The sequence below is a fragment of the Pseudonocardia sp. DSM 110487 genome, from assembly GCF_019468565.1.
Taxonomy (GTDB): Bacteria; Actinomycetota; Actinomycetes; order Mycobacteriales; family Pseudonocardiaceae; genus Pseudonocardia.
In genome coordinates this window covers 5,835,819-5,852,378 of sequence record NZ_CP080521.1, presented here as the reverse complement: position 1 = coordinate 5,852,378, position 16,560 = coordinate 5,835,819, and the positions used below count along the sequence as shown (strand labels likewise).

Annotated in this window: 16 protein-coding genes; 8 read left to right on the top strand and 8 right to left on the bottom strand. The window is 73.4% G+C overall.

What is annotated here, in order from left to right; genetic code table 11:
- Nucleotides 1–66 precede the first annotated feature (66 nt).
- Entirely contained in the window at nucleotides 67–447 is a 381-nt protein-coding gene (locus K1T35_RS27320; RefSeq protein ID WP_220254685.1) for a hypothetical protein, read from the top strand.
- Complete coding sequence (locus K1T35_RS27315) at nucleotides 447–1,958, top strand: MFS transporter (protein WP_220254684.1); 1,512 nt, start codon at nucleotides 447–449, stop codon at nucleotides 1,956–1,958. Before K1T35_RS27320 ends, K1T35_RS27315 begins: the two co-directional genes overlap by 1 nt.
- Here K1T35_RS27315 and K1T35_RS27310 read toward each other — a convergent pair.
- The 8 genes from K1T35_RS27310 to K1T35_RS27275 are packed head-to-tail and all read right to left on the bottom strand — an operon-like array spanning nucleotide 1,943 to nucleotide 10,359.
- Entirely contained in the window at nucleotides 1,943–3,016 is a 1,074-nt protein-coding gene (locus tag K1T35_RS27310; protein WP_220254683.1) for a serine hydrolase, read from the bottom strand. The genes K1T35_RS27315 and K1T35_RS27310 overlap by 16 nt on opposite strands.
- A complete protein-coding gene (locus K1T35_RS27305) occupies nucleotides 3,013–3,957 on the bottom strand; it encodes an ABC transporter ATP-binding protein (RefSeq protein WP_220254682.1) in 945 nt (314 codons plus the stop codon). The genes K1T35_RS27310 and K1T35_RS27305 overlap by 4 nt, the downstream gene beginning before the upstream one ends.
- The gene (locus tag K1T35_RS27300; protein WP_255620779.1) at nucleotides 3,948–4,907 is read right to left on the bottom strand and encodes an ABC transporter ATP-binding protein; all 960 of its coding nucleotides are present in this window, start codon (nucleotides 4,905–4,907) and stop codon (nucleotides 3,948–3,950) included. The genes K1T35_RS27305 and K1T35_RS27300 overlap by 10 nt, the downstream gene beginning before the upstream one ends.
- The gene (locus K1T35_RS27295) at nucleotides 4,904–6,061 is read right to left on the bottom strand and encodes an anhydro-N-acetylmuramic acid kinase (protein WP_220254681.1); all 1,158 of its coding nucleotides are present in this window, start codon (nucleotides 6,059–6,061) and stop codon (nucleotides 4,904–4,906) included. Before K1T35_RS27295 ends, K1T35_RS27300 begins: the two co-directional genes overlap by 4 nt.
- Nucleotides 6,058–7,002 carry an N-acetylmuramic acid 6-phosphate etherase gene (gene murQ, locus K1T35_RS27290; RefSeq protein ID WP_220254680.1) on the bottom strand — a complete coding sequence of 315 codons (945 nt, stop codon included), beginning with the start codon at nucleotides 7,000–7,002 and terminating at the stop codon, nucleotides 6,058–6,060. Before murQ ends, K1T35_RS27295 begins: the two co-directional genes overlap by 4 nt.
- Entirely contained in the window at nucleotides 6,999–7,880 is an 882-nt protein-coding gene (locus K1T35_RS27285; protein WP_220254679.1) for an ABC transporter permease, read from the bottom strand. Before K1T35_RS27285 ends, murQ begins: the two co-directional genes overlap by 4 nt.
- Nucleotides 7,877–8,839 carry an ABC transporter permease gene (locus K1T35_RS27280; RefSeq protein WP_220254678.1) on the bottom strand — a complete coding sequence of 321 codons (963 nt, stop codon included), beginning with the start codon at nucleotides 8,837–8,839 and terminating at the stop codon, nucleotides 7,877–7,879. Before K1T35_RS27280 ends, K1T35_RS27285 begins: the two co-directional genes overlap by 4 nt.
- Nucleotides 8,836–10,359 carry an ABC transporter substrate-binding protein gene (locus K1T35_RS27275; RefSeq protein ID WP_220254677.1) on the bottom strand — a complete coding sequence of 508 codons (1,524 nt, stop codon included), beginning with the start codon at nucleotides 10,357–10,359 and terminating at the stop codon, nucleotides 8,836–8,838. Before K1T35_RS27275 ends, K1T35_RS27280 begins: the two co-directional genes overlap by 4 nt.
- A gap of 91 nt (nucleotides 10,360–10,450) precedes the next feature.
- On the opposite strand from K1T35_RS27275, the gene K1T35_RS27270 reads away from it, so the two are divergent.
- The 6 genes from K1T35_RS27270 to K1T35_RS27245 all read left to right on the top strand — a co-directional run bounded on the left by K1T35_RS27270 (nucleotide 10,451) and on the right by K1T35_RS27245 (nucleotide 16,506).
- Nucleotides 10,451–11,311 (top strand): MurR/RpiR family transcriptional regulator, encoded by an 861-nt coding sequence (locus K1T35_RS27270; RefSeq protein WP_255620778.1) that lies wholly within the window; start codon nucleotides 10,451–10,453, stop codon nucleotides 11,309–11,311.
- A gap of 187 nt (nucleotides 11,312–11,498) precedes the next feature.
- On the top strand, nucleotides 11,499–11,948 hold the full coding sequence (locus tag K1T35_RS27265; protein ID WP_220254675.1) for a DinB family protein: 450 nt from the start codon (nucleotides 11,499–11,501) through the stop codon (nucleotides 11,946–11,948).
- Between the two features lie 151 nt (nucleotides 11,949–12,099).
- Entirely contained in the window at nucleotides 12,100–12,714 is a 615-nt protein-coding gene (locus K1T35_RS27260; protein WP_220254674.1) for a DUF3159 domain-containing protein, read from the top strand.
- Nucleotides 12,711–13,337, top strand: coding sequence for a TetR/AcrR family transcriptional regulator (locus K1T35_RS27255; RefSeq protein WP_220254673.1), 627 nt, complete (start codon nucleotides 12,711–12,713; stop codon nucleotides 13,335–13,337). Before K1T35_RS27260 ends, K1T35_RS27255 begins: the two co-directional genes overlap by 4 nt.
- On the top strand, nucleotides 13,334–16,150 hold the full coding sequence (locus K1T35_RS27250; RefSeq protein ID WP_220254672.1) for a cytochrome P450: 2,817 nt from the start codon (nucleotides 13,334–13,336) through the stop codon (nucleotides 16,148–16,150). The genes K1T35_RS27255 and K1T35_RS27250 overlap by 4 nt, the downstream gene beginning before the upstream one ends.
- Nucleotides 16,111–16,506 (top strand): hypothetical protein, encoded by a 396-nt coding sequence (locus K1T35_RS27245; RefSeq protein WP_255620777.1) that lies wholly within the window; start codon nucleotides 16,111–16,113, stop codon nucleotides 16,504–16,506. Before K1T35_RS27250 ends, K1T35_RS27245 begins: the two co-directional genes overlap by 40 nt.
- Nucleotides 16,507–16,560 lie beyond the last annotated feature (54 nt).

Here is a 16,560-nt window from a genome sequence, read left to right as displayed (position 1 = left end):
CGCATTAGAGACCAATGGTCACAAACTGTGTTAGGGTCGCCTCACCTGACTTCAGGAGGTGAGTGCATGGACCGGATCGTCGATGTGGACGTCTCCGACGCCACGCCGGAGGCGGCGCCGACCGCCGTCTTCGAGGCCCTCATGGCCGCGGTGCGGCGAGGCGAGTTGTTCGCCGCCGTCGTGCGGATGCCCGAGGTAGCCGCCGACGGGCCGAAGAGGGGCCGACGCATCGCGGGGGTGGCGGAACGGGTGCGGATGCTCAAACGGCTTCGGCCGGGGCTGGTCGAGCACTGCCGTGGTCTGGCCTTCGTGTTGTCGGAGGAGGGCCAGCGGAACAACGCCAAACAGCTCCGCTCCGGGGCGAAGATGTGGGGCTGCCCGACATTCGCCACGGACGATCCAGGGCAGGCGCGCTCATGGGCACTGGCCCGGTTGGAGAGCGACTGATGTGGGTCCTGGCCGCCCTCACGGCCGCCGGCGTCGCCATCGCCCGCCGGTTCGCCGGCCCCGAGAGGAACCCGAACCAGATGGCGACCCGCGTGGCCACGCCCGCCGTGCTCACCGCCGCCCTCTTCGTCGCTGCGCTGGGCGTGGCGACGGCCCAGACCGTCGTTCTGGCGGTGCTCCCGGTCTTCGGCCGGCAGCTGGGGGTCTCGGCGGCCGCCGTGACGTGGCTGCTGACCGGCTTCATGCTCGCTGCCGCGGTGGCGACGCCGGTGGCAGGGCGCCTCGGCAACGTCCACGGCCATCGCCGCGTCATGCTCGTGAGCCTCGGGGTGCTCGTGGCGGGCAGCGTGCTGGCCGCAGTCGCCGACCACACAGGATCGTTCGCGGGTCTCCTGCTCGGACGCGTGGTCCAGGGCTTGTCCGCCGGGGTGTTCCCCGTCGCCTTCGGGCTGGCCCGCCGTACCGTCCCGGCGAGCAGCCTGACCGGGGTCGTCGCCGGGCTGAGCGCGATGTTCGGCGTCGGCGGTGCGCTCGGCATGGTGCTCGCCGGACCGCTCGCCGGCGTGCTCGGCACCCCGGTGCTGTTCTGGCTCTGCGCGGCGCTCGGTCTCGTCGCGCTGGCCGGGGCGGCCGTGGTGGGCGAGCCGGAGGAGCGGGCGCCTGCCGCGACGCTCGACGTCGGGGGCGCGCTGCTGCTGTCCGTGGTCCTCGTCGCCGTGCTGCTCGTCGTGAGCCAGGGCCGGACCTGGGAATGGGACTCGGCGGCGACGCTCGCCACCGCCGCCGTCGCGATCGGGGCCGCGGTGGCGTTCGTGCTGGTGGAGCTGCGGGTCGCGGCCCCCGTCGTCGACCTGCGGCTGCTGCGCCGCCGGCCGATCGCGGCGACCAACCTGGCCACGCTCGTCGTCAGCGTCGGGATGTTCGCAGCGGTCACCCTCATTCCGCAGCTCGCGCAGGTACCGCCCGCCGCGGGCTACGGCCTCGGCGCCACCGCCGCCGGCATCGGCCTGCTGATCGCCCCGATGGCGGTGATCATGGTGATCGCGGCGCCGCTCGGCGCGCGGCTCACGGCGCGCATGGGAGGGCGCGCCACGTTCCAGGTCGGCGCGCTGCTGGCCGCGGCCGCGCTCGTGGCGCTGGCCCTCGCCCATGACGCCGTGTGGGAGGTAGCCGCGGCCGGCGCTGTGCTCGGCCTGGCGTACGGGCTCGCGTTCGCCGCGCTCGGCACCCTCATCGTCGGCGCGGTGCGCCCCGACGAGACCGGCGCGGCGACCGGCATCAACACGATCCTGCGGACCGTGGGGGGAGCGGCAGGCGCGCAGGTCGCCGCCGCGATCATCACCCCGGCGGCAGGCTTGCCCACCGAAGGCGGGTTCACCATCGCGTTCCTCGTGGCGGCGGCCGCGGCGATACTGGCGGTGGTCGCGGCCAGGGCGATTCCGCGCTCGTCAGCGCGTGACCCGACGTTCACCGGCTCCGGACGTGAACATGGCGATCAGTCGCCGCGGTAGTGGAGCAAGAGGTGTGCGGTGTGCAGGACGGGTAACCACATCTCCTCGTTCGGCACCGGGTCGCCGTGCACCTGGAGGCGGTTGGCGGCGAGCACGACGCTCGCCCGGTGCTCCGGTAGTACGGCGAGGGTGACGCCGGTGAAGCCGGGATGCCCGTATGCGGTCGCCGTGCAGCCGCGCACGGCGGTGGTCCACGAGCGGAAGCCGCGCGACTGGCCGGCGTCCGGCCCGGTCGACAGGTAGGTGCCGAGGGCGTGCCACGGTCCGTCCCCGGCGGCGGATGCGCACAGGGTGGCGCCGAGCCGCAGCAGGTCCTCGACGGTCGAGAACAGCCCAGCGTGCCCGGACACGCCACGAAAGGTGTGGAAGGCGTTGCCGTCCGATACCTCGGCGACGATCACGGTCCGGCGCCAGCCGGCGAAGTCGGCGGCGGAACGGGGCACGGGGTAGGGCTCGCCGGTGTCGAGCATCCGCCGCTCGATGGCATCGCCGGCACCGGTCGCGGCGGCCTCCGGTCCCACCGGCGTCCCGAAAGCGGTCTGCGTCAGCCCGGCGGGATCGAGCACCAGCTCCCGGAGGGCATCCGGCAGCGGGGCGCCGGCCGCGGTCGCGACCACCTGCCCGAGGAGCATGAACCCGAGATCCGAGTAGTGCCGCCCGGCGCCCGGTGCGTAGCGCAGTGGCAGCGCCCGCACGAGCCGGGCGCCTTCGTCCGGCCCGGCGGCGTCGCAGTAGGTCGGCCACCACTCCCAGAGCCCGCCGCGGTGCAACAGCAGGTCGTCCACCGTGACCGGGGGAGCGTCCGGCAGGTAACGGCGCACCGGGGCGGTCAGGTCGATGTCGAGGGCGGCGAGCGCGGTCGTCGTGAACGCCTTGGTGACCGACGCGAGATCGTGGCTGGTCGCCGCGGTCATCGGCAACGGGTCGTCGACTCCGAGCACCTGCCGGTGGCCGGCCACCGCGAGTGCGTCGATGCCGGGCGCGCGCACGGCGAGGCAGGCGCCGGGCGGCGCCCCGTCCGGCGCCACGAGCGCGTTCACGACCTCCTGGAGGGTCACCGGGCCGCCACGTGGCAGGCCGCCCGGTGGCCCGGTCGGATCTCGACGAGCCGCGGCAGCTCGGCCCTGCAGATGTCCTCCGCGTGTGGGCAGCGGGGATGGAACGGGCACCCGGTAGGCGGCTGGACCGGGTCGGGCACCTCGCCGACCACGGTCGGGGTGAGCGGCTGGGTGATCGTCGGGTCCGGCACGGGCACGGCGGCGCGCAGGCCCGCCGTGTAGGGATGCAGCGGATCCGCGAGGACCTCCCGCCAGCCGCCCTCCTCGACGATCCGCCCGAAGTACATGACGGCGACACGATCGCTGATCTGGCGCACCATCGCCATGTCGTGGCTGATGAACACGAGCGCCAGTCCCAGCTCGGCGCGCAGGTGCGCGAGCAGGTTCATCACCTCGGCCCGCACCGAGACGTCGAGCGCGGACACCGGCTCGTCGAGCAGCAGCACCCGCGGCTCCGGTGCGAGCGCGCGGGCGATCCCGACGCGCTGGCGTTGCCCGCCCGACATCTCGTGCGGCAGCCGCGCCGTGAACTCGGCAGGGAGCCCGACGAGGTCGAGGAGCTCCTCGACGCGGCCCGGCCTGCGCAGCCCGTGCACGGTGAGCACCTCGTCGAGGGCAGCGCCGACCGGCTGGCGTGGATCGAGGGAGGAGAACGGGTCCTGGAACACCATCTGGACGTGCCTGCGGTGCGCCCGCAGCCGCCTGCCGCGCAGCGCCGTGAGGTCCACGCCGTCCAGCACGACCCGGCCCCGCGTCGGGTCGTCCAGCCGCACCAGCACCCGGGCCAGGGTCGACTTGCCACAGCCGGACTCGCCGACGACGCCGAGCGTCTCGCCGGGCCCGACCGCGAGCGACACCCCGTTCAGCGCGTGCACGACCTGGTCCGTGCCGCGAACGGGATACTTCTTCTCGAGGTCGTGGGCCTCCAGCATCAGGTCCATATCTCCACCGGCACCCAGCAGGCGGCCCGGCCGGGGCCGCGGTCCAGCAGCGGCGGGCGTTCCGCGCAGACGTCGCGAGCCTGCGGGCAGCGCGGGCGGAACGGGCATCCCTCGACCGGCTCGGAGGGCAGCGGCGGCCGGCCGGGGATCTGCGCGAGTGGCGGACGGTCGTCGTCGGCGGGGTTGGGCAGCGACGCGAGCAGCCGCGCGGTGTACGGGTGCCGCGGGGCAGTGAAGATCTCGCGCACCGGAGCGTCCTCGACGACGTGCCCGCCGTACATCACGACCACCCGCTCCACGAGCCGGGCGACCACGCCCAGGTCGTGGGTCACCCAGATCGTGGTCATACCCAGCTCGCGCTGCAGCTCGGCGACGAGCCCCAGTATCTGCTGCTGGATGGTGACGTCGAGGGCGGTGGTCGGCTCGTCGGCGATGAGCAGGGTGGGGCGCAGCGCCAGTGCCATCGCGATGACGACCCGCTGTCGCATGCCGCCGGAGAACTCGTGCGGGTAGGCGCGCACCGTGCGGGCCGGGTCCGGGATGCCGACGCGGGAGAAGAGGTCGAGGGTGCGCTTCCGGGCGGTGCGGGCGTCCACGCCGTGCACGAGCATCACCTCGGCGACCTGTTCGCCCACCCGGATCAGGGGGTGCAGCGAGGTCATCGGGTCCTGGTAGACCATCGCGATCTCGCGCCCGCGCAGCGCCCTCATCTCCGGTTCGGAGAGTGTCGCGAGGTCGCGGCCGCCGAACCGGACGCTGCCGCGGGTGATCCGGAGCGGGTCGCCGAGCAGCCGCATCAGCGCGAGCATCGTGACCGACTTGCCCGAGCCGCTCTCGCCGACCACCCCGACGGTCTCGCCGCGGTGCAGCACGAGGTCGACGCCGTGCACGATCTCGGCGGCGCGGGTTCCCACCGCGAGGTCCCGCACCTGGAGCACGGGCGCGCTCACGGCGCCCTCGCCTCGACCCGCACCGTCAGGCGCAGCGCTTTCGGCACGGCTGCGGGCTCGGGCAGTCGCAGCGGGCCCGCGCCCGGCGTGATCGTGCCGAGGACGCGCTCGCCGCTCGCGCCGGTGCAGCTCGGCAAGGTGGCAGGCAGGCCGTGCAGGGTCAGCCAGCCGATCAGCGCGAACGCGATCGCCTCCTTCGCGTCCCGCGGCGCACCCAGGTCGGCCGACGGCACGAACCGGACGCCGGGCAGCTCGGCGCCGAGCATGGCGAGCAGGGTCGGGTTGGCGGCGCCACCGCCGGAGACGACGAGCGTGTCCACGCCCGCGCCGCGCACCGCATCTGCCACCGTACGGGCGGTGAGGGCGGTGAGCGTCGCGATCAGGTCCGCGGGTTCGATCGGGCGGGTGAGGGCTGTGTCGAGGTAGCCCTCGTGGAACAGCTCCTTGCCCGTGCTCTTGGGTGGCGGCAGCCGGTAGTAGGGCTCGGCGAGCAGGTCGGCGAGGAGGTCCTCGTCGACGTGCCCACGAGCGGCGAGCGCGCCGTCGACGTCGTAGCCGGCCGGGTCGGCGCCGGTGCGCAGCACGGCCGCGTCGATCAGTGCGTTGGCCGGGCCGGTGTCCCACGCGAGGGGTGGCGAGCCGGGCACGGTGATGTTGGCGATCCCGCCCAGGTTGAGGGCGGCGGGCCGGCCGGGCAGCCCGGCGAGCAGCAGGGTGTCGAGGTACGAGACGAGCGGGGCGCCCTGCCCGCCTGCGGTGATGTCGCGGATCCGGACGTCTGCCACGACCGGCACGCCGGCCCGCTCGGCGATCCAGGCGGGCTGCCCGATCTGCAGCGTGCCGAGCGCTCGGGCGCCCTCGACCCAGTGGTACACGGTCTGGCCGTGTGAGCAGACCGCGTCCACGCGCGGCGCGGCAGCCGCAGCGTCGGCGAAGGCCTGCCCGATCAGGGTGTCGAGCGCGCACACCTCGGCGAGCGTCGTGGTGGCCGGGGGCAGTGCGGCGCGGAGGCGGGCCCGCAGCGCGGGGTCGTACGGGGTGCTGGTCGCGGCCGTGACCTGCCCGAGAAGCACGTCCCCGTCGAGCGCGAAGTCGACGACGGCCGCGTCGATCCCGTCGTGCGAGGTGCCGGAGATCAGCCCGAGGACCTTCACGGCCGCTCCAGGACGTCCCGCAGCCGGCCATCCGCGGCCGCGAGACGGGCGGTCGCCTCGGCCGTCTCGAGGCCGCGTTCGAGCCGGAGGATCGCGAGCTTCACCCGCATCCCCGACGCCTCGAGGGCCTCCTCGGCGCGCTCGCGGGAGACGCCGGTGACGGTGCGGACCATCCGGATCGCCCGCTCGCGCAGCTTCGCGTTGGTGGCGCCGAGGTCGACCATGAGGTTGCCGTAGGTCTTGCCCAGCCGCACCATCACGATCGTCGAGAACATGTTGAGCACCAGCTTCTGCGCGGTGCCCGCCTTGAGCCGGGTGGAGCCGGCCACCACCTCTGGACCGACGAGCACCTCGATGCCGTGCTCAGCGGCGGCGGAGAGCGCGGTGCCCGCGTTGCACGAGACCCCGACGGTGAGCGCGCCGCGCATGCGGGCCTCGGCGATGGCGGCCAGCACGTAGGGCGTGCGGCCGCTCGCGGTGATCCCGACGACCGCGTCGGCCGGTCCCACCTCTTCCGAGGCGATCACGGCGCGCCCGGCGTCCGCGTCGTCCTCCACGCCCTCCTGCGCGGCGAACATCGCAGGCTCTCCTCCCGCGATCAGGCCGCGGACCAGGTCGGGCGGCGTGCTGAACGTCGGCGGGCACTCCGAGGCGTCGAGCACGCCGAGGCGACCGGGCGTCCCCGCGCCGACGTAGAGCAGCCGCCCGCCATCGCGCATCCGGTCGGCCACCGCCTCGATGGCCGGCACGATCCGCGGCAGCGCGGCGCGTACGGCGGCGGGCACGGTGGCGTCAGCATCGTTCATGAGCGTGGCCAGCTCCGCGACGGAGGCGCGATCGATCGCGGCGTACCGCGGATCGGCCCGCTCGGTCTCCAGCCCGTCGAGCCCCGCCGAGAGGTCAGCACGGCCACCTTGCCGACACCCGTCCTGGCCGCTCATCGCGAGCCCCCGTTTCGTGGATCGAGCGCGTCGCGTAGGCCGTCGCCCAGGAGATTGAGCCCCACCACCAGCGCGACGATCACGGCGCCGGGGGCGGCCATCGTCCACCATGCGACGTTCACGAGCACCCGCGCTTCGAGGACCATCGCGCCCAGCGACGGGGCAGGCGGGGGCGTGCCGAGCCCGAGGAACGACAGCGACGCCTCGGTGAGCACGGCCCACGACAGCGACAGCGTGACCTGCACGATCACGATCGGCGCGATGTTCGGCAGCACGTGCCGGGTGAGCGTGCGCAGCGGGGAGAACCCGAGCACGGTGGTGGCGCGCACGAAGTCGGCCTCCCGCAGCGACAGCACCGGCCCGCGCGCCACCCGCACGAAGATCGGCGTGTAGACGATGGCGATGGCAATCGCGACCGTCAGCCACGTGCGCGTGAACGTCGACGCGAGCGCGAGCGCGAGCAGGAGCGGCGGGAACGCGAAGAGCACGTTGGTGACGCCGAGGACCGAGCGGTCCGACCACCCGCGGAAGAACCCCGCCGCGACGCCCGCGGCCGTGCCGGCCACCGCGGCGATCGCGACCGCCACAACCGCGATCTGCAGCGACGCGGCCGCGCCCGCCGCGGAGCGGGTGAGGACGTCGCGGCCGAACTGGTCGGTGCCGAACCAGTGCATCCCCGACGGGCCGCCGAGCCGCTCGCTGGGCGCCTGGACGAGCGGGTCGTAGGGCAGGAGCCCCAGCTGCGCGACGAGCGCCGCGAGCACGACCACCCCGACCAGCACCGCGCCGAACGCGCCGCTGCGGGTCGCGAGGGTGCGCCGCAGCAGCCCGCGCCGCCCGGTCGCCGCGGGCAACCCCGCTGTGACGAGCGTGCTCATGCGGCCCGCACCCGCGGGTCGATCACCCGGTACAGCAGGTCGGTGCCGAGGTTGACCAGCACGAACGTCAGCGCGACGACGAGCACGGTGCTCTGCACCACGGCGTACTCCTTCTGCTGGATCCCGAGCAGCACCTGCCGCCCGATGCCCGGCACCGAGAAGATCTGCTCGACCACAACGGCGCCGCCGAGCAGGTAGCCGAACTGCAGGCCGGTCATCGTCACGATCGGGACGAGCGCGCCGGGCAGGACGTGGCGCAGCGCCAGCCTGCGCGGCCCGACTCCCTTGCCGCGGGCCGTGCGCACGTAGTCCTGCGATCGCACCTCCAGAAGCGCCGACCGCGCCGTCCGCATGATCGGGGCCGCGAGCCCGAACCCGAGCACGAGGGCCGGCATGAGCAGCTGCTGCAGGTGCAGCGCCGGGTCGGCGATCAGGGGCGCGAACTGCTCGGCGTTGGGGTTGTAGCCGAGGAACCGGGCCGAGAGCGCGAGCAGCGCCGAGCCCAGCAGGAACGCCGGCACCGAGAGCCCGGCCAGCCCGACGGCCTGGCCGACCGCGTCGCGGGCTGAGTTCGGGCGGGACGCCGAGAGCATGGCCGCGGCGACCCCGAGAACCAGCCCGATCACCAGCGACAGGACCGCGAGCTCCAGGGTGATCGGCAGCGCCGCGGCGGTCATCCGCAGCACCGACTCGCCGCTGCGTTGCGACGCGCCGAGGTTGCCCGTGGCCACGGCACCGAGCCAGGACAGGAACTGGACCGGCAGCGGCTGGTCGAGGCCGTAGTAGGCCTCCAGCGCCGCGCGTTGGGCCGGGGTGAGAGCGGCGGCCTCGGTGCCGAGGCTCGCCGTGACCTGGTCGCCGGGGATCGCGCGGAGCATCACGAAGACCAGTACCGCAACGCCGAGGAGGGTGGCGAGGGCTTCGAGCAGGCGCCGGACGACCGGGTGGCGAACGATCATGACCCGCCGACGGAGGTCTCGCGCAGGTACTTCAGCGAGCCGTTGGCCATCGGCCGGAAGCCGGTGACCTCGGGGCTGGTGGCCGTGTAGGTGAAGCTGGTGAAGAGCCAGACCCAGGCCGCGTTGTTCTCCAGCTCCGCCGACACCTGCTCGTAGATCCGCTTGCGGGCCTCGGGGTCGGCCGTGGCCTTGCCCTGCGCGAAGAGCCCGTCGAGGGCGGGGGATGAGTAGCCGGCGACCTTGTTGAGGTTCCCGGTGCTGGTGAAGTACCGCCCGTACATGCCGTCCGGGTCGGGACGGCCGCCGTTGAGCGCCACCGCGGTCTGGAAGTCGGCCGCCACCCAGCGGTCGACGTAGGCGCCGGACTCCAGCACGTCCAGGTTCAGGGTGATGCCGGCCTCCGCCAGCTGGGCCTGGATGTTCGTGGCCTCGTTGACGGACGTGGCGTACTCGCCCTGCGACACGATCGCCGCGAGCGTGAGGCCGCCTGCGTGCCCTGCCGCGGCCAGGTGGCGCTTCGCGGCCTCGACGTCGCGCTGCGGACACGGCCGCGCGGCCGGGTCGGAGCGGTAGGCGGGGGAGGTGATCGGTCCGGTCACCTCCCCCTCGCCCAGCGCCGCCGTGTCGAGCACCTGCTGGCGGTCGATGGCGCACTGGATCGCCAGCCGCACGTCGAGGTTGTCGAGCGGCGCCTGGCGGGCGTTCAGCTGCAGCACGTGGTAGGAGAGCTGCGGCGTGTCGGTGACGGTGAGGCCGGACCCCTCCGCGCTCTGCGCGACCAGCGGGTCGTCGAACACCGCGAAGCCGACGTTGCCGGACTGCATCGCCGACACGATCGACGTCTCGTCGGGGATGACCCGGAACTCCAGCGACGGGAGCCGGGGCGCTCCGCCCCAGAAGGCCGGGTTGGGCGCGAGCGCGATCGACTGGTTCGGCGTGCGCTGGGTGAGCGTGAACGGGCCGGTCCCGTTCGGGGTCGCCTGGAGGGCCTGCTCGGTGGCGTCGCTGGGCAGCATCGCGAGGTTCACCGAGGCCATGGCGGCGAGGATGCCGGCGTCCGGCCCGGAGAGCGTGAGCACGACGGTGGCCGGGTCGGGCGCGTCCACCGCGGTGACGGAGGCGAGGCTCGCGGCCGCGACGGCGCCGGTCGCCTCGTCGCGGATCCGGTCGAGGGAGGCCTTCGCGTCGGCGGAGTCGAACGCGCTGCCGTCGGCGAACGTGACGCCCGTGCGCAGCGTCATCGTGATCGTCTTGCCGTCCTCGGACACCCGCCACGACTCGGCGAGGCCGGGCACCACCTCGAGGTCGGCGTCCAGCTCGGTGAGGGTGCCGTAGAGCTGCTCGAGGACGTGGACGGCCTGGAACTGCGTGGCCTTCCAGGGGAAGAGGGTGTCCGGGTCGGATGTCGATCCGACGACGAGGCCGCTCGGCGCGGCGCCTCCGGCGGGTGCACCGCCGCCCCCGGAGCAGGCGGTGAGCAGTACCGCCGCGGCCGCCATTGCCGCACCGATCCGACGCATGGCGGCTACCGGATCACGAGGTCCACCCTCGGGTCAAGAGTTTCCGTGACCGTCGACCAGGACGTAACAAATTGTCGTGGATACTGCCCGGGTGACTGCCCTCGTGCGGATCCGCGCCGTCGCGCCGTCGCTTCGCCCGGCGCAGCGGCGGGTCGCCGATGCGGTGCTTCGGGATCCGGCCGGCACCGCGGAGCTGCCGATCGGGCGGCTCGCGCAGCAAACCGAGACGTCGGTGGCCACCGTCATGCGGTTCTGCCGGTCGGCCGGCTTCCAGGGTTATCCGGAGCTGCGGCTCGCGCTCGCGCGCGAGACCGGCCGGGAGGCCGCTGCTGACGGCGCTGTGCTCTCCCCGGACATCGACCGCGACGACTCGCTCGCCGACATCGTCGCGAAGATCGCCTTCAGCGACGCCGCCGCCGTGCAGGACACCGCCGCCACCCTGGACCTGGACGCGCTCGCCGCGGCCGTCGACGCCGTGGCGACGGCGCGGCGGATCGACGTCTACGGCATCGGGGCGAACGGCTTCGTGGGACAGGACCTGCACCAGAAGCTGCACCGCATCGGCCTGCTCGCCTTCGTGTGGCCGGACCCGCACGCCGCGCTGACCTCGGCCGCCCTGCTCGACGATGGCTGCGTCGCGATCGGCATCTCGCACACCGGCTCCACGGTCGACACCATCGACGCACTGCGAACCGCGAGGGAGTCGGGAGCGCGCACGATCGCGATCACCAACTTCGTCCCGTCCCCGCTCACCGCGCACGCCGACCTCGTGCTCACCACCGCCGCTAGGGAGACGACGTTCCGCTCCGGCGCGATGGCCAGCCGGATCGCCCAGCTCGCCGTGATCGACTGCCTCTTCGTCGGGGTGGCCCAACGCTCGTACGACCGGACGACGACGGCCCTGAATCGCACGTACAAGGCGGTGCGGTCCCGGCGGATCAACGCTCCGTGAGGTTCGGGCATTGCCGCACCGACCGGCCCTACAGGACGTTGTTGCGGGAGTTCGGCCCGTGGCTGGCGACGTCGCGGTTCCCGCGCATCCCGCGTGCTGCCGGAGTGTCGGAGAGCCCCTGCATGATCTCCGCATGGTGCTCAGAGACCGGGCCTGGCCGCCGGTGGACTCCACGTTGAGGGAGTCGGTGATCGGTTACTTTCAGTTCATCCACACCACTGCCGTCAACAAGCTGGACGGACTCGACGAGGAGCACGCGCGCGCAACGCCTCTGCCGACGTCGCCGGTGATGAATCCACTCGGCTTGGTCAAACACCTGACCGCGGTGCAGCGGCAGCACATCCAACGCACGGTCGGCGGTCAGGACCTCCCGTCGTTGTGGCGCCCCGACGACCACGACTTCGAGTTCCGGGTCGGTCCCGACGAGACCATCGCCTCCGTTGTGGCGGCGTACGACGCGGAGTGGGAGCTGAGTCAGCAGACGCTGCGCACGGTGGAGTGGTCAGGGTTCGTCGAGGGATACCACGGGCCGGTGCGGATCGAGCGGCTGCTGATGGACGTCCTGCAGGAATCGGCCCGGCACCTGGGCCACCTCGACATCGTCCGGGAGCTGATCGACGGCGCGAAGGGGGAGTGATCCGGAAGAAGATCATCTGCGACGAGATGATCCCGCGATCCTCAAATGCATGGCGAACACGACGCACCGGACGGGCGCTGTTGCCCGGAACCTGAGCGCATCTCAGCTCGATACTTCGACGTATCCGATACCCAGAAGTATCGTACGAAGCATGGCTGTGACTCGGAAAGCTCGACTGAAGGCCCCTCCGCCGGGCCATGACATGGGACGGCACGCGGTGGATGCCGTCGTGCCGAACGTGGCGTTCCTCGTGGGCCACGAGATGGCCGGGGTGGCGGTGGGGGTGACGGCGGCGGTGGTGGCCGGGCTGGTGCTGGTCGGCCTGCGGCTGCTGCGCCGACGCAGGCCGACGGTCGTGTTCGCGGCCTTCGGCCTCGTGCTGCTGCACGCGGGCACGGTCGTGGCCACCGGCGAGGGGCGGGACTACTTCCTTCCGTGGCTGCTGTTCAACATCGCGCTGACGCTGGTGTTCGTGGTCTCCCTGGTCGCCGGGCGGCCGGTCACGGCACGGCTGACCCGATACGCCGGATTGACCGGTGACGTGTCGACGCACAGGCGAGTCACGGCCCTGTGGGCCGGACTGTGCGTGCTGCACCTCGCGGTCGGGCTGCCGTTGTACGCCGCGGACATGGTGGTCGCGCTCGGCGTGGCCAAGTTCGTGCTGGGCCCGCCCGCTTTCCTGCTGCTGGGCCTCCTGTCGTGGCGCATGCTCGACCGAACCGCCACGGGCGACGTGCCCACTCACGAGGTGGAGGTGTCCTCGTGACCGGGCCGGTCCCGCGCGTCCGGCGCGACGAAGTACGCCGCCGGTTGCTCGACGCGGCGGCGGAGGTCTTCGCCCGGCGCGGCTTCGAGGCCGCTCGGCTGGAGGAGATCGCTTATGCGGCCGGGTTCACCAAGGGCGCGGTGTACTCGAACTTCGAGGGCAAGCACGCCCTGCTCGCCGAGCTGATCGATCAGCACGCGCGCACCCAGCTCGCGGTCGGCACGGTCGAGGTGCGTGCCCAGAACCGCCCCGAGTCGGCGCTGGAGGACATCGCCGAGGTCTTCGCGCGGCGGATCGTCGAGGAAAGCACGTGGAGCCGGCTGCTCGTCGAGATCGCCCAGCGTGCCGCCCACGATCCCGAGGTGCGGCAGGTGTACGTCGGGGTGCGCAGGGCCCTGCGCGACGAGCTCGCCGCGGTCCTCGCGCATGGCTGTGCCCAGCTCGGCATCGAGCTCACGGTGCCCGCCGAGCAGCTCGCCCTGACCCTCCAGGCGCTGCGGATGGGGCTCGCCCTCGAGCACGGCACCGACCCGGACCAGGTCGATCAGGCCGCCGTCACTGCCGTCTTCACCAGCACCCTGCGCGGCGTGATCCGCCAGCCGGCCGACAAGGAGATCCGGTGACCACCCAGCTCCCGCAGCCGGATCCGGCCACCGTCCCGCCGCTCGGCCGCGCTCGCCTCCCGGTGCTCGGCGACGTCGGCGGCCACGCCGCCGGGAACAGCGTGTTCGACCTGGTGCCGGCCTTCGACGAGCTGGGCAGCCTCGTCTCCCGCACGACGTTCGGCCGCAGGATGCTGCTGGCCGGCCGGGTCGACGTGGTGTCCGACCTCTGCGACGACACCCGCTTCGCCAAGTTCGTCGGGCGCGGCCTGCAGCTCGCGCGCCGGGTCGTCGGTGACGGCCTGTTCACCGCGCACAACGACGAGCCGAACTGGGCCAAGGCCCACGACATCCTCGTTCCCGCGTTCACACTCGACGAGATCGACACCTACCACCCCGCCATGCTCGCCGTGGCGAACGAGCTGTGCGGACGGTGGGACGCCGCTGCCGAGGACGGGAGCCCGGTCGGCGTCGTCGGTGACCTGACCGCGCTGACCCTCGACACGATCGGGCGGGCGGGCTTCGGCTACGACTTCGGTTCGTTCCGGCGCACCGAGCCGCACCCGTTCGTGGTGTCGCTGCAGGCATCGCTGGCCCACAACCAGCGGCTGCTGCGCAGGCTGCCCGGAAGCGACTTCCTGCACCGTCGCGAGGACGCCGCGCAGGAACGGCGGGCGCAGCACGTGCAGGGCCTGATCGACGAGGTGCTGCAAGCCCGCCGGTCGAGCGGCGACACCTCCACTGACGACCTGCTCGGCCTGATGCTGAACGCGGTGCACCCGGCCTCCGGCACCCCACTCGACGACGCCAACATCCGCAACCAGGTGCTGACCTTCCTCGTCGCCGGGCACGAGACCACCTCCGGGGCCCTGTCGTTCGCGCTGCAGGCGCTGGTGAAGAACCCAGCCGCGCTGGCCAGGGCCACCGCTGAGGTCGACGCGCTGTGGGGCCCCGAGGACGACCCGCAGCCCGGCCCGCAGGACGTGCCGCGGCTGCGCTACGTGCGGCAGGTGCTCGACGAGACCCTGCGGCTGTGGCCCACCGCGCCGGTGTTCAACCGCGTCTCCGACACCGACACGGTCATCGGCGGCCGCTTCCGGGTGCCCGCGGGGCGGCCGGTGGCCGTCGTGGTGCCCGCGCTGCACCGCGACCCGGTGTGGGGCCCCAATGTGGAGGCGTTCGACCCGGACCGGGTCACCCCCGAGCGGGCTGCCGCCCGCCCGCCGCACGCCTACAAGCCGTTCGGCACCGGGGAGCGGGCCTGCATCGGCAGCCGCTTCGCCCTGCACGAGGCCACCCTCGTGCTCGGTCTGCTGCTGCACCGCTTCACCCTCGACGATCACACGAACTACCGGCTGAAGATCAACCAGGCCCTCACCGTCAAGCCGGAGGGATTCACCCTGCGGCTGCGCAGGCGCACACCCGGGGACCGGGCGACGGCAACGACCGTCCCCACGGCCGCCGCGTCGCCCACGACGACGAGGCGGGCGCCGGGCACGCCGCTGCTGGTGTTGCACGGCTCCAACCTCGGCTCGACCCGCCGCTGGGCGGACACGCTCGCTGCCCGGGCCGAGGACGCCGGCTTCACGACCACCCGCGGCTCGCTCGACGACGCCGCCGACGGGCTGCCGACCAACCGGCCGGTGCTCGTCGTCGCCGCCTCCTACAACGGCCGACCCACCGACGACGCCGAGAAGTTCGTCGGCAAGCTGGACGACGCCGGGACCGATGCGTTCGTCGGCGTGCGCTACGGCGTGCTCGGGGTCGGCGACCGGAACTGGAGTGCGACCTACCAGCGGATCCCCACCCTGATCGACGACCGGCTGGCAGCCGGCGGCGCGCAGCGGCTGGTGGAGCGGGGCGAGGCAGACGGCTCGATCGGCCTGGCCGCGGGCGCCGAGCCCTGGATCGACGGCACCCTCGCCACGCTGCTCGACGAGTTCGGCGAGGAGACGACCCGGGCGGCGCCCGTTGCCGCTGGGTACCGGGTCCGCGAGCTCGCCGCGCCCGACCTGGACACCGCCCTGCACGCCGGGACCCTCGCCCTCACCGTCGAGGAGAACCGCCCGCTCACAGACGAGGGCCGTCCCGGCCGCACGAAGAGGCTGGTCCGGCTGACGATGCCAGCTGGGCAGCGGTACCGCACCGGCGACCAGCTCGTCGTCCGGGTCGCCAACCCGGACGCGCTGGTCGACCGCGCGCTCGCCGCGTTCGGCCTCGACGGGGACCGGTGGGTCACCGTGGAGCACGGCCGGCGGGACCGCACCGAGGGGGTGCCGGCGGGCGTCCCGATCACCGTACGCCGGCTGCTCCGGGAGACCGTGGAGCTGGAGGACCCGGCGCGGGCGGCCGCGACCAGGCGGATGGCCGAGCTGGACCCGTGCCCGCCCGAGGCGGCAGTGCTCAGGTCGCTGGCCGACGAAGCGACCCGCCCCGGCCTCGTCGAGCTCGTCGAGCGCAGTCCCGCCCTGCGCGGACGGCTCGACCTGGCCACCCTGCTCGACCTGCTCGAGCCGCTGCGCCCCGAACGTATTCGATCTCGTCCTCCCCGGCGGCCAGCCCCTCGGCGGTGGACCTGCTCGTCTCGGTCCTCGAGTACGGCACGCCCAGCGGCGAGCGACGCCGCGGCGTCGGGTCCGGCCACCTCGCCGCGCTCCGGCCCGGTGACGAGGTGCGCGCCACCCTCCAGCCGTGCCGCGAGGTGCTCCGGGTCGACCCGCACGCAGCGGAGCCGACCGTCCTGGTCGCCGCGGGCAGCGGGCTCGCCCCCTTCCGCGGAGTGGTCGCCGACCGGATGCAGGCGCAGGCGGACGGGGCGGACCTCGCGCCGCTGACCCTGTATTTCGGCTGCGACGACCCCGATCTGGACTTCCTGCACCGCGCCGAGCTCGAAGCGGCGGCCGCCGCCGGGGTGGTCACGCTGCGCCCCGCGTTCAGCGAGCGCCCGGTCGGCGGGGTGCGCTTCGCCCAGCACGCGATGGCCCGGGACGCCGACGCGGTGTGGTCCGCCCTGGAGGCCGGCGGCCGGGTGCTCGTCTGCGGCGACGCGCGCCGGCTCGCGCCCGCGGTCCGCGAGGTCCTCATGCAGCTGTGTCGCGACCGCACCGGCAGCAGCGAGGTGCTGGCCGAGGAGTGGCTCGCCGCTCTGAGCCACAGCGGCCGCTACGTCGAGGACGTTTACGCCGGTTGAGCCTACCCCAGTGTTGGAACTGACGTTGTGGCACCACTTCCGCCGATCAGCGCT